This window comes from Cohnella abietis (assembly GCF_004295585.1).
Lineage (GTDB): Bacteria > Bacillota > Bacilli > Paenibacillales > Paenibacillaceae > Cohnella > Cohnella abietis.
The window spans coordinates 3,405,875-3,418,982 of the sequence record NZ_AP019400.1; the positions used below are offsets into that span (position 1 = coordinate 3,405,875).

Sequence of the window (13,108 nt, forward strand, 5' to 3'; positions counted from 1 at the left end):
AATGGAATTTTATCTGGATACAGCGAATATAGAAGAAATTAAAGAAGCTGGAAATCTGGGCTTTCTGGACGGAGTTACAACTAATCCTAGTATATTGGCTAAAGAAGGAGAAAATCCTGAAAGCCGTATTAAGGAAATTGCTAACTATGTACCAGGTAAAATATGGTGTCAGGTTACGGCCGAAACAGCGGATGAGATGTACGAACAAGCTCGTACGATGAATAGTTGGGTGAAGCATGCAGTAATCAAGCTGCCGATGACTCCGAATGGACTTTCTGCGGCGGCAAGGCTTGTTCAGCAAGGCATCGAGGTGAATATGACACTTGTATATTCTTTGCCTCAAGTGCTTCTGGCTGCTAAAGCAGGTGTAACGTATATCAGTCCGTATGTGGGCAGAATCGATGATTTAGGCTGGGACGGGCAACGTTTCATTCAGGAAGCGCTAGACACGCTTCAAAAGCTCGGTTCAACAACTAAAGTCATTGCCGCGAGCATTCGCAGCCCGCAGGTCGTTGTTGATTTAGCGGTCAGCGGCGTTCATGCAGTGACGATGCAATACGGCGTACTTCAAGCGATGTTCCGCTCACCGATGACTGATATCGGACTAGCCAGCTTTCAAGCAGATTGGAACGGCCTTCAAGCGAAATTAAATGGGTAATTACGGTGCTGAGTAAGAGCGTGAAAATAGGCCGCCTCCGGTTTTATGGAGGGGGCCTATTTTAATGGAATGAAGCGGTTTACTTGCGGTGTTTATTCACACTCTAGTGTTGTAATGCCGACCATACCATTTACTTTGAGTGACGTAGTAAGGGAGAGCGGATTTTTGCCTATTTTGTCCCAGTCCATGTAGGTGTAATAATTGTAAGACCGCGTTCAATCAGGCGAAAGTGATAGTGAGAAAAATACATATGAGGGAGTCAAGCGAATCCAGCAGGAAGAAAAGGGTTCTGAGCAGAAAAAGTATAAGAATATCTACTTAGGCGACCATGTTATTCCAATAAAGAATTGAAGAAAAGTGGTGGGTCAAATCCTACATCTATTTAATGTTTACAACATTCCTGTGGAGTGGTTAACAATCTATGTTGGTAGGAAATTAGGTTATTTACAAACAAAGGAAATAAATGAATATTCAATTCAATCCATATTGGACAATCCTAATCTTAACGACAGAATACTGGATCTTTCGTGGGAGACAGACGAATTGGTTTTAGAAGAAATGTTAAGTGAGGTGGTTGGGGGCTGTAATGAAACATCTGAAGAATGGCAATTGGAGTTGAAAAAATTTAGATATATTCAACTCAAAGAACTAGAAAAAAATGCAATCAGTAAAGAGTTGTTAATTCGAAAAATAGCAGAAATTTATGCGGATTTCGGATATCCACAAGAAATGGAAAAGTTCATTTATTATATGCCAGCTACAGATGGCTTTAATCCACAAGCTCATTCGAGCGAGGAAAACTTAGATAGATTGTTAGAGTTTTTTAAAGAGTTTCTTTTAGAAGAGGCTTCTGAGATAACAATTTAATATCATCACTAGACGACAAGCTGACCACATGTGAGAGTAACAACTCCATTTGGTTTTTTGCTGTTCCTAGTGGCTATTCAATCATTCAGATTGATTGATCAAATACTTCCAGTAAGTCGAAACTTAACAAAACCACTTAAAGTTGCAACAAGATTAAGAGAAGAAATAATTGATATAATGCAGTATTAGTCTTGCGTACAATTTCTAATTCAATTATTGCAGGAAGACAAGAGGACTGAGCAGAAGAAGTACATGTAAAGCTACTCACAATGTCAAAGTTGTAAATCTAGGAATGAGTGTGGAAACAGGCAAAAATATTACTTTTATTGTATTAATTTTAACTGTTATATCTTATGCATTTGGTTCTTTCACAGACGAATTAAATCTTATTACATTAGCTAGGATTTTTTTATCGTCAACTTTTATATATATAGCTTTGGATTTTGCGTATCATTTCTTTATTCGTCCTAAGCCTTAAGTTTTTTGGTTTAGAGGCAACAACAAGAACTTATATACAATAAAAAAGCTCGTATGCTTATGATGAAAGCCATTCTAAAAACTTAAGTCGATTTCCAAAGGAATCATTTAAATAGAAGCGCCTTACTCCTTCATCAGCCCTTGCTTTATCATCAATTACTTGAATATTATTGTGATGAATATATGTGACCGGCATTAACGTTACTAGAGGACGAGATAATGTCTGTGTAGTCAATACTACAGTTCCATTAGATATTTCAGGAAGAATTATGGGAATTGGGAATGTTCCGGCAAGGAATTAGGAGGTATTCATTTTGGAGTATTTGAGATGTAAATGGATTCATGATCTTGTGAATGAACCAACGATAATAATATTAGAGATTGATGAAAACCGATTCGAGACCCGAAAAATCGAAATTTTTAGGGACGGAAAATTTGGAATCGCAGCGCCTAATCTGGAGTATATGAATACCCGCTTAGGTGAAGTTCCTTTGCCTGAGATGGAGGAGATTGCGAGGGACGAGCAATTCAAAGTGCAAATTATTTCAAGTCAGGAGTTTAATGAAATATGGAGGGATAAAATACAATTATTTATTAGATTTCTTAAAGATTGAATCGGTAACTACTAGAGTTGTTTCGATTTATAAGGTCTATAGAATTGGGACCATAGAAAGTTTCAGATTAGCGGGAAAATCTTAAAACTTGTTATTGGAGCAGAGGTGCTGAGTTTTATTGAAACATTGCGTAGAGATAGTGCAAAGAAAAAGTGATTTATAAATTAGGCTCTGTTATTTTTTATTGTTGGTTTTCGACCAAATGGAAACCGCCACTAAAAATGGCGGTTAATGTCCCGTTATGTCACTTTGTAACCAGTAAACCCTCCATAACAAATTTAACACGTTCATCTTCAAAAGCGTCATCCGCGACATGGAAAAGTAATATATTAGCTACCTGATATTTGCTATGTGAAACTACATCTGCTGTCGCTGTATTATCTTCGAAATCCTTTAATCCCTTTTTAGCCTCTTTGCTGGAGGTAAAGATATATATGCTAATGGACTGTTTATCATCAAACAGATATCGTTCAGGTGAGACATGATTATAAGTTCTTGAAAACACAGATTCTGGATTAGTTTTTGTTTGCTTTGATAACTGAATCCCATGGCTTTCAAATGAATCTTTAATTTGAGCAGACGTAACAATTATTTCATCATCTGTACATCCTGTAATTATAAAACACATCAAAAAAACTACCATCATCATTTTTCTCACTTACATTTACCCCCTATAACGTTATTAGGTTATGAAAAACCATTTCATTTTTTACTGTTAGTTCATGAAGTAAATGATGTTCGGCGAAGAGTGATGTTTGTCTCATTTACAGTAAACTGGCAAGAGGCGACCAGCATGCTCTTCTTAATCGACGTTGTATTCTCATATTCCTTGCTATCCAAATAACGGAACCAAGCCAGTTAATGTTGCAAATACTTGGTTGCTACACCATTAAAACGGTCAATCCAGCGTTTTAAACGACTATGATAGTTGTTTACATTTTGAATATGGTAAACGCCTTTAACACGCTGTTTGCCATCCGATTTGAAGCGGTAGTGGATTAATCCTTTCGAATTAGCGTAGGAACTAAATGCCCTCCACGAATCAGTACAAAGTACGTTTGACTCAGACAAATGACAGCCGATAGCCTCATCCAATTTAGCTGTCCGAATAAGTCCTCGTCCAAGAACGCCAGAGAAAGTCATCTTCTGACGGTCACGAGCAACCAATACACATATTTGTTCGTTACTGATCCCACGATATTTAGCTTTGCCGCCACGTTTGCGGGACTTGCGTTCAGAGATATTCTTTTTGCCCTTTTCAGAGAACAAGAAATAGGTCTCATCCATTTCGACGATGCCTTGTAAAGTATTAATTGGTATTTGTTTCAGAGCAGAAAGAATCTTATGCCGCCAGTAAAACAGGGTTACATGAGTTACCTCATCATTTAACAGCTCGGCACATTTTCTCAATGAAAAACCTTCAATCATACATTCTATGAATCGAACCCATAGGTGAGGTCTTCTTGTGCGTTGAAGAGGAGTATTGGTGAGGTCGTTAAACGTTTGACGACAGGATTTACAGCGGTAACGTTGCCGCTTAACCTCACCTGCACGAGTTTTGATTACGTATTTTCCAAACCGCACAACCGAGTGGTCATTGCAATGTGGACAAACAAGTCCATCTTAATGCTTTAGTTCCTGGATTTCATCAATTGCTCGATTTGGAGTCGTCAAGTTTTTTGTTCGGACTGTAAAAAGTATATTAGTTAACGCTTACCGTTATCGTCTAAAGCATCAGCGAGCTTCTTCAGTTCCTTTAAATCCATAGGTAAATCATCTCCGAACCATGATATTACGCTTATTATAGAACGATTGTTCCTATATATCAAATATCAACAATAAGATTTAACAGAGCCATAAATTAAGAAAACCACATGCGAGTGTAACAACTCTGAAGTGACCCCAAATGTTGGTATACAGACTATTGTGCGTCATCCACTCAACCAGCCCCACTACTCGCATTAACTATAAAAAATATGTCTATAGCCACCCAGCCAGCCCCAATGCTCGCATTAACTATAAAAACTATGTCTACAGCCACCCAGCTAGCTCCAATACTCTCATTAACTATAAAAACTATGTCTATAGCTACCCAGTCACCTGCATTACTCGTATTAACCATAAAAACTATGTCTACAGCTACTCAACAGATGAGAGGGGCGGGAAATAATCGTCTGTACCGATTAACTCTGTAGAATACCCATTCAAGTTATGTTAATTAGTCGACAGGGTCGCACAACTCCATACCACACTGATGTTAGTAGCACTTTTTGGAGGGAGCTGTACGAAAATATCGAGTAACAGGGTTGTGAAGAGGCACGTTTTGGGGGAGATGTACGGATATATCGAGCAACTGGTTTGTGGAAGGGCACGATTTGAGGGAGCTGTACGAAAAAATCGAGTAACTGGTTTGTGGAAGAGCGAGATTGGAGGGAGATGTACGAAAATATCGAGTAACGTTGCTGCTGCGAGATACAATTAGAGAGGGATGAGCGAAATAAACACAGAGTCTAAAATATAATTCGACACAATTCAGCAGTTTGCGACAATATTTTCATTATTATTGTTGAGAATGAAAGATTAATATGTTAAGCTCCATATACCAACTAATTAAGTCGGTATAGTATGAATTACAATATAATTTAATAACAAGCATGCCGATCATACCAATGAAGGCTCCCTGCGCACAAAGCAACGCGCATACAGGGGGTCTTTTTCGTCTTTTTAAGGGCATGCAAATCCTTCAGGCTGGGTATTAACAGAATTGGCAGGTGAAAGAAATCGAAAAGAAATTATCGGGGGAAGAGATACCTGTTTCTACCCACGCTCCACCACAATCTGTAATTGTGATGCGTGAGGTTGGCAAGAGCTTCGGCGTCGGTCCGGCTGCAGTGGAAAAGGTGGATATGAACATCCGAGAAGGTGAACTGGTATCGTTCGTTGGTCCTTCCGGCTGCGGGAAATCTACCTTGTTCAGGCTCATTGCTGGACTAAGCCAGCAGAGTGAGGGAGCCATTGAAATTATTGGCGAAGATCCGGGTCTGGCTAGAAAGCGCAATGCGATTTCATATGTTTTTCAAGACGCGACGCTGCTGCCTTGGAGCAATGTTTGGGACAATATCACATTGCCGCTCAAACTGAGGCACGTTTCAAAGCAGGTCCAGAAAGTGGAGGCTGAAAGAGTTCTAGAGCTTGTAGGTCTTCAGGATTACGCAAAGGCGCTTCCACGACAGCTGTCGGGTGGCATGAAGATGCGAGTTTCTATCGCGAGGGCGCTTATCTCGCATCCTAAGCTGCTACTGATGGATGAGCCCTTCGGGGCACTTGATGAAATTACGAGGCAATCCCTTCAGAACGAACTGCTAGAAATCTGGCGTAAAAGTCCGGGGATGACCATTCTATTCGTAACGCACAACGTATTCGAAGCTGTTTTCCTGTCGACGAGGATCGCAGTTATGACACCAAGACCGGGTCGAATCTCCCGCTGGGTGGACGTTCCTGTTGATTATCCTCGTGACGAACGCTTTCGTACAACCTCTGATTTCGGCCGATACATTGATAGCGTTAGTAGCGCGTTGCATCATGGGAATCAGGCGAAGGGGGGATTGGGATGACCCGAGTAAAGGCCATCACCTCCCGTTTGAAATCGGGCTTTCTGCCACCAGCCATCACCTTTGTCGTTTTTTTCGGAATATGGCAAATAGGTGTACAGCTAGCGGATATACCGCCATATCTACTGCCTAAGCCTACCGATATACTGAGAGCCGCAACAGACAATTATAGCTTGCTTCTTTCTGCTCTTTGGACGACGGCTGTGGAATCATTGCTTGGTTTTGCTCTAAGTATTGTTATTGGTGTACTAGGCGCGATTCTACTCGCTACCTCTAAGACGATTGAAAAGGGTGTGTACCCTTATGCGATTATTTTACAGACGATACCGATCGTTGCGATTGCTCCAATCATCGTAATCTGGATCGGTGCTGGTACGAATGCAGTTATAGCGATTACGTTTCTAATTGGATTTTTTCCAATGCTGTCCAACACACTGATCGGACTTAATTCAGTTGATCGGAATTTGACGAATCTGTTCCATTTGTATTCCGCCAATCGGTGGCAGACAATGTGGCAGCTGCGCATTCCCGCAGCACTTCCCTATGTCGTCGCCGGGCTTCGAATATCTTGTACACTCTCCGTTATCGGAGCGATCGTTGGAGAATATATAGCCGGAATTGGCGGAGGTAAAGGAGGATTGGGGTTTTCGATTACGAACGCTGCGCTGCGCCTGCAAATTCCTTATTTGTTCGCTTGCGGTCTTGCGGCTTCGTTGCTGGGTATCGTTGTTTTCTTAGGAGTAAACGCCTTATCAAGAAGACTGCTCAGCTCATGGCATGAATCAGAATTATCAACAGAACATTAATAGATAAAATGGAGGAACCACCTATGACAAAAAAAACACTTATCCCATTGCTAGCCATTATACTCATTATTTCCGTTGTTTTGTCCGCTTGCGGTAAGAACAATGCTTCCAATACACCGGCTGTATCTTCGCCTTCCGCTTCTTCTCCGGAGCCATCGGAATCTGCAGCTCCATCGACAAGCGCGGAACCTCCGAAGGAAGAGGTTGAAATTAAGCAAATTCTTGATTGGTTTCCACAGACGACTCATGGCGGTCTCTACGCTGCTTCTGATAAAGGCTTCTATAAGGAAGCTGGTCTTAATGTAACAATAGAGCCAGGTGGACCACAGGTGTCAGCAACTCAGATTGTCGCTTCTGGTAAAGCTCAGTTCGGTATTACAGGCGGTGACGTTCTGCTACAAGCCCGCGAAGAGGGTATACCAATCGTTGCAGTGGCCGCGCTTCTTCAAGATAGCCCCGCTGCGCTTTTCTTCCATAAGGGAGAAAACATTAAGAGCTTCGAGGACCTCAATGGACGTAAGGTAACGGCGCTGCTCTTCGCAGCATACTGGCAATATATTAAGAGTGCCTACAAGCTCGACAAAGTTCAGGAACTGAACTATACCGGTCAATTTGCCAATTTTATCGCAGATAAGAAATCGGTAGTTCAAGGTTATATAACAAGTGACGTGGCCTCGTTCAAAGCGCAAGGCGTAGATGTTGATTATCTGGAAGTGACTAGCTCCGGTTATCGTCCTTACATGAGCGTTATTTTTACAACTGAGAAATATGCCAAGGAGCATCCGGATATTGTTAAGGCGTACGTTGAAGCGACGGTTAAGGGTTGGAATTATTACAAGGACAACGCGCCTGAGATTAATCCGACAATTGTCGCAAACAACACGAGCCAGACGGTTGAAGGTCTGAACGCAGAGGCTGAACTTATGAAAAAGTATGTATACGAGGGCGATGCAGCTCAGCATAGCGTAGGCTACATGTCGGCGGAGCGCTGGAACGATACGGCTAGCAAGCTGTATAAAGTAGGAGTATTGAAAAAAGAAGCAGATGTATCCAAAGTATTCACTTCAGAGTTCCTGCCAAAGCCCTAATTGATGTGAGTGTACGATAGGTAAATCACCGAGAGGAGTTTCACAATGAAGAAGAGACTTAGACTAAACGCGATTGAAATGTTCAACCCAACAGACACACCTGGCTTCTGGGCACATCCTGAGGATGATAGCCACCGCTACAAGGATGCTGATTATTGGGTTGAGTTGGCGCAATTGCTGGAGAAGGGTCGCTTCGACTCCGTTCTGCTTGCCGATGTGCTTGGTCAATACGATGTATATCGTCAAAGTGTGGCACCTAGTCTGGAGCATGCGATTCAAGCTCCAATTAATGATCCGACCTATCTTATTCCAGTGATGTCACAGGCAACGAAGCATCTCGGATTCACAGTGACGGTCTCGACGACCTACGAGCATCCTTATGCGTTAGCTAGACGAATGTCCACCTTGGATCATCTGTCGAAGGGAAGAGTTGGTTGGAATATCGTTACCTCGTTCTTGACAACGGCGGCCCGGAACTTCGGGCTTGAAGAACAGATGAGTAGTGCGGAAAGATATGAGCGCTGCGAGGAATATATGGAAGTCGTCTATAAGCTGTGGGAAAGTAGCTGGGAAGAAGATGCTGTGTTGCGAAATAAGGAGACTAGAGTTTACACAGACCCGACCAAGGTGCATGAAATAAAGCACAAAGGTAAGTATTTTAGTGTTCCAGGCATCCACCTCTGTGAACCTTCCGCGCAGCGGACTCCGGTACTGTTCCAAGCGGGAACTTCAAATGCTGGTAAGACGTTTGCATCTAGGCATGGGGAATGTGTATTCCTGAATAATCCTACGATTGAAGGCACGCGAGAAGCTGTGGAGGATATTCGAGCCAGAGCCCAAGCTGCCGGTCGAGACCCTAACAGCATTTTATTTCTGCCGAAAATTACAGTTGTCGTAGGCAGTACCGAGGAGGAGGCCCAGCGCAAATACGAAGAAGGTCTGCTGTATTCTAGCTCGGAAGGCTTGCTGACAATGCTGGCGGGCTGGTCTGGCATCGATTTCTCCCAATATGGTCCGGAAAAGCTGCTCGAATTCATTAAAGCGGGAGACAGCCGATCGATCGTGGAGTTTCTGCAAAATAATCCGAATCGCGAATGGACGCCGGAGGATCTGGCGGCATTATATCGCTACGGGGCAACTACGTTGTTCGTGGGATCACCGGAGCAAATTGCGGACAAGCTTGAGCATTTCGCCGATGAAACCGGAGTGGATGGGTTCAGTATTTCTTACGTTACGCGTCCGGGAAGCATTCGTGATTTCGTAGAGCTGGTTGTTCCGGAATTGCAGCGGCGCGGCCGCGTACAGACGGAATACGAGGAAGGTACCTTCCGCCGAAAACTGTTCGGAGGAACAGATCGGCTGCCCGATGATCATCCCGGCCATTCTTACTCAGCTGCACAGGCCCAATCTGTATGAAGAAGAGAATTCGATTTAATTATGTGGAGAAGCACAGTCCCATTCTAGATAATCCGGGTCTTTGGAAGTATCCGGGGAGCGAGGCGCACCGCTACAGCTCACTTAGTTATTGGACAGAGCTTGCGGTTAAACTGGAGAAAGCGTGCTTCGATGGACTATTTTTGGGTGATGCGCTTGGCGTATACGATACGTACGGCGGCAGCAAGGATGCAGCCGTACGGGAAGGACTAAGCCTGCCCATTCATGATCCAACCTATCTTATCCCAGCAATAGCAGCGGCCACTAAGCATCTTGGACTTGCTGTAACATGCTCTCTTACCTACGACCATCCTTACGCAATGGCCAGGAGAATGTCCACTCTTGATCATCTGACCGAGGGGAGACTGGGCTGGAATATCGTAACTTCCAATTTGGAAAGTGCTGCCCGTAATTTCGGCTTGGATACGCAGATCGAGCACGATACTCGCTACGATCGCGGGGACGAGTTCATGGAAGTTTGTTATAAGCTTTGGGAGCTGAGCTGGGAGGATGGGGCGGTAGTTCAAGACGCTGACTCAGGCATATTTGCAGATCCAAGCAAGGTTAAGGACATCGGTCATGAAGGACCATTCTTCCGTGTACCAGGTATTCATCTATGCGATCCCTCCCCGCAGAGGACGCCCGTACTTTTCCAAGCGGGCTCTTCCAAAAGAGGCAGGGAATTCGCAGCAAGACATGCGGAATGCAATTTCTTGAATGCCATTACGCCGGAGGAAACAAGGCATTTGATCAGCGATATCAGATCACGTGCCGAGAAGTATGGGAGGAAAGCGGAGGATATTCTTTTCTTTCCGAGAGTCGTTCCGGTTGTCGGTGCTACCGAAGAGGAGGCGCGCGATAAGCTCGACCGATATTTCAGCTTTCTTAGTACGGAGGGAACGCTTGCGCTACTGTCCACCTGGACTGGAACTGACCTGTTCGGCTATACGGCCGACAGGCTTCACGCTTTCGTGGAAAGAAAGTCCGGCGGCAATGCTTATATTTCTGATTATTTGCAGAGAGCGCACCCCGGCAAGCAATGGACGATTGCTGAGCTTGCCCGCTTGTATGCGTTCGGTGGCATGGGCAACGTCATTGTCGGCTCACCAGAGCAAGTTGCTGACCGGCTAGAGTCGTTCATCGACGAAACGGGTGCGGATGGGTTCAACATCGGCTATATTAGCCGCTCGGAAAGCTTGACCGATTTCATCACCTTGGTGCTGCCTATTCTTCAGCAGAGAGGGCGCGCTCAGACCGAATATAGCGAAGGGACCTACCGGGAGCAATTGTTTGATCGTGGGCCTTATTTGCCGGCAAGTCATTCGGGGAAAAAAGTGAAGCTTTAAGCGACTAACAGATTTCCGGTGGGAACTTATCGAGAGTAGCTATTTGGAGTAGGTCCGGGCTTTTATCACAAGATCAACCAGGAGTTAACGTCTAAGGCGATAGGAGGAGCAGCATGAGCGTATACGCAGTTATCGTAAAGTTTACTGATCATTCAGAGGCATCAACATATTTACAAGAGCATATTGCGTACTTGGCCGAATTGCGTGAGAAAGGAATCGTACTTGCTAATGGCCGATTGCTGGAAGGCTGGGGCGGTATTAACCTGTTTCGAGGTAGCTTGGATGAGGTACGTGTACTGGTCGAGCGTGATCCATTCGTACTGCACGGAATTTTTACCTACGAATTATTCGAATGGGATGTCAGGTGGTCGCCAGCTGTTGAAATTCACTAGAGAAGGACAAAATGATGCCTAAAAGAATAAAGTTGAATGCCGTTGAAGTCGCGTGTCCTATGCAGGACAACCCTGGGTTATGGGCTTATCCAGATAACGAAGCTCATCGATACAAGGAGCTAAGCTATTGGACGGAATTGGCTGCGTTGCTGGAGCGTGGGCGCTTCGATGCTGTATTCATTGGAGATATGCTCGGGGTATTCGATGTGTACGAGGGCAAACGCGATATCGCAGTTCGTGATGCGATCTTCTTCCCAAACTTCGATCCGAGCCTGCTAATTCCTGTTATGGCTAACGTAACGAAGCATCTGAACTTTGCCATTACGTATTCAATTACCTATGAGCACCCCTACACTTTAGCGAGGAAAATGACTTCGCTTGACCATCTGACGAATGGTAGAGTCGGATGGAATATCGTTGCTTCCTACTTGGACAGCGCGGCTCGAAATTTTGGGCTGGATGAGCAGCTTGGACATGATGAGCGCTATGACAGGGGAGATGAATTCCTTGAGGTGTGCTACAAGCTATGGGAAGCTAGCTGGGAGGATGATGCGGTTGTTCGGGACAAGGAGCGGTTGATCTATACCGATCCAGACAAGGTCCATGATATCCGGCATGAAGGCAAGTATTTCAGAGTGCCGGGCATCCATCTAAGCGAGCCTTCTCCACAGCGGACTCCTGTTATTTTCCAAGCGGGAACCTCGGAGCGTGGCCGGGCATTCGCCGGAAAACATGCAGAGTGCGTTTTCTTGAACCCACTGTCTCCTGAAGAAACTAAGCAGGTAGTTGATGATACTAGGAGACGCGCAGCGGCGGAGGGAAGAGACCCTGCGGGCATATTATTTTTCCCGAAGCTTACTCCCATCGTCGCAGAGACGGAGGAGGAGGCCTATGCCAAATACCGCAGCTACTTGGCATACACGAGGCCGGAAGGAACACTAGCATTGTTGTCGGCTTGGACAGGAATCGATTTCTCCACATACGATCAGGAAGAACTATTGAAATTTATCGAGAAAAGCAAGGAAGGGCGCACCTATCTAATCGATCAATTCGAGAAGGACAATAATTGGACGACGCAGAAGCTGGCGGAGTTTTTCGCATTCGGCGGGCTGGGTGCATTGACGATTGGAACACCAGCGCAGATTGCGGACAAAATGGAATATTACATCGATGTTGTCGGTGTTGACGGCTTTAATATTGCTTATATTACGAAGCCTGATAGCTTGAAGGATTTCATTGATCTGGTCGTTCCCGAACTGCAGCGGCGTAACCGAGTGCAGCTGGAATACGGGGAGGGCACGTTCCGCGAGACCTTGTTTGGACAGCAGGCTCAGCTGCCTCCGGATCATCCGGGAGCAGGATATCGTATACGAGGAGGACAACCCATTGGCTAAGCGAATCCATATTTCGATCAATATAACCGATCTGCCGAAGGCGCTGGAGTTCTATCGTGCGTTCCTGGGCGCGGAGCCGACTAAAGTGACACAAGACTTCGCTAAGTTCGAGCTCGATGTTCCCAACCTGAACCTGGCGTTAAATGTTATTCCATTCGAAACCGGGAAAGGCGTATTAAATCATCTGGGTTTTCAGGTGAATGATGCGAGCGAGGTTCAGGATTTCGGAGAGCGGCTGGAGAGAGCAGGCATCACCCCCGTCTGGGGCAATAGCGTAGCGAAGCAGCACAAAGTATGGGCTTATGACCCAGATAGTAACGAGTGGGAAGTATTTTTTGAATAAATATGTGTGAGACAAAAGGAACCCCTTTTCTGATTGCTATTCTCAGAGGGGGGGTTCTTTATGTTGGCAAGTGATTAG

12 protein-coding genes and 1 pseudogene are annotated in these 13,108 nt (G+C 44.7%); 11 read left to right on the forward strand and 2 right to left on the reverse strand.

The window, feature by feature from the left end; all coding sequences use genetic code 11:
* Nucleotide 1 precedes the first annotated feature (1 nt).
* From KCTCHS21_RS14620 to KCTCHS21_RS14635, 3 genes are all read left to right on the forward strand, one after another.
* A complete protein-coding gene (locus KCTCHS21_RS14620) occupies nucleotides 2–658 on the forward strand; it encodes a transaldolase family protein (protein ID WP_130609496.1) in 657 nt (218 codons plus the stop codon).
* A 360-nt stretch (nucleotides 659–1,018) separates the two neighbouring features.
* Entirely contained in the window at nucleotides 1,019–1,525 is a 507-nt protein-coding gene (locus KCTCHS21_RS14625) for a DUF2247 family protein (RefSeq protein ID WP_157994050.1), read from the forward strand.
* A 791-nt stretch (nucleotides 1,526–2,316) separates the two neighbouring features.
* Complete coding sequence (locus KCTCHS21_RS14635) at nucleotides 2,317–2,616, forward strand: DUF6881 domain-containing protein (protein WP_130609503.1); 300 nt, start codon at nucleotides 2,317–2,319, stop codon at nucleotides 2,614–2,616.
* A 244-nt stretch (nucleotides 2,617–2,860) separates the two neighbouring features.
* Here KCTCHS21_RS14635 and KCTCHS21_RS14640 read toward each other — a convergent pair whose 3' ends face one another.
* Together KCTCHS21_RS14640 and KCTCHS21_RS14645 are read right to left on the reverse strand one after the other, a co-directional pair.
* On the reverse strand, nucleotides 2,861–3,274 hold the full coding sequence (locus KCTCHS21_RS14640) for a hypothetical protein (RefSeq protein WP_130609506.1): 414 nt from the start codon (nucleotides 3,272–3,274) through the stop codon (nucleotides 2,861–2,863).
* 62 nt (nucleotides 3,275–3,336) lie between these two features.
* Nucleotides 3,337–4,266: pseudogene (locus tag KCTCHS21_RS14645) on the reverse strand (IS1595 family transposase); the annotation flags it as partial.
* Between the two features lie 1,121 nt (nucleotides 4,267–5,387).
* On the opposite strand from KCTCHS21_RS14645, the gene KCTCHS21_RS14650 reads away from it, so the two are divergent.
* The 8 genes from KCTCHS21_RS14650 (at nucleotide 5,388) to KCTCHS21_RS14685 (ending at nucleotide 13,030) form a co-directional block, all read left to right on the forward strand.
* Nucleotides 5,388–6,230: an ABC transporter ATP-binding protein gene (locus KCTCHS21_RS14650; protein ID WP_331872271.1), complete on the forward strand. Its 843-nt coding sequence runs from the start codon at nucleotides 5,388–5,390 to the stop codon at nucleotides 6,228–6,230.
* On the forward strand, nucleotides 6,227–7,033 hold the full coding sequence (locus tag KCTCHS21_RS14655; RefSeq protein WP_130609509.1) for an ABC transporter permease: 807 nt from the start codon (nucleotides 6,227–6,229) through the stop codon (nucleotides 7,031–7,033). The genes KCTCHS21_RS14650 and KCTCHS21_RS14655 overlap by 4 nt, the downstream gene beginning before the upstream one ends.
* A gap of 23 nt (nucleotides 7,034–7,056) precedes the next feature.
* On the forward strand, nucleotides 7,057–8,121 hold the full coding sequence (locus KCTCHS21_RS14660) for an ABC transporter substrate-binding protein (protein ID WP_232058197.1): 1,065 nt from the start codon (nucleotides 7,057–7,059) through the stop codon (nucleotides 8,119–8,121).
* Between the two features lie 45 nt (nucleotides 8,122–8,166).
* Nucleotides 8,167–9,537, forward strand: coding sequence for an LLM class flavin-dependent oxidoreductase (locus KCTCHS21_RS14665; protein ID WP_130609515.1), 1,371 nt, complete (start codon nucleotides 8,167–8,169; stop codon nucleotides 9,535–9,537).
* Nucleotides 9,534–10,901 (forward strand): LLM class flavin-dependent oxidoreductase, encoded by a 1,368-nt coding sequence (locus KCTCHS21_RS14670; protein ID WP_130609518.1) that lies wholly within the window; start codon nucleotides 9,534–9,536, stop codon nucleotides 10,899–10,901. Before KCTCHS21_RS14665 ends, KCTCHS21_RS14670 begins: the two co-directional genes overlap by 4 nt.
* A 113-nt stretch (nucleotides 10,902–11,014) precedes the next feature.
* Nucleotides 11,015–11,293 (forward strand): YciI family protein, encoded by a 279-nt coding sequence (locus KCTCHS21_RS14675; RefSeq protein WP_130609521.1) that lies wholly within the window; start codon nucleotides 11,015–11,017, stop codon nucleotides 11,291–11,293.
* A gap of 11 nt (nucleotides 11,294–11,304) precedes the next feature.
* Nucleotides 11,305–12,687 (forward strand): LLM class flavin-dependent oxidoreductase, encoded by a 1,383-nt coding sequence (locus KCTCHS21_RS14680; protein WP_331872272.1) that lies wholly within the window; start codon nucleotides 11,305–11,307, stop codon nucleotides 12,685–12,687.
* Nucleotides 12,680–13,030 (forward strand): VOC family protein, encoded by a 351-nt coding sequence (locus KCTCHS21_RS14685; RefSeq protein WP_157994051.1) that lies wholly within the window; start codon nucleotides 12,680–12,682, stop codon nucleotides 13,028–13,030. Before KCTCHS21_RS14680 ends, KCTCHS21_RS14685 begins: the two co-directional genes overlap by 8 nt.
* Nucleotides 13,031–13,108: the final 78 nt, after the last annotated feature.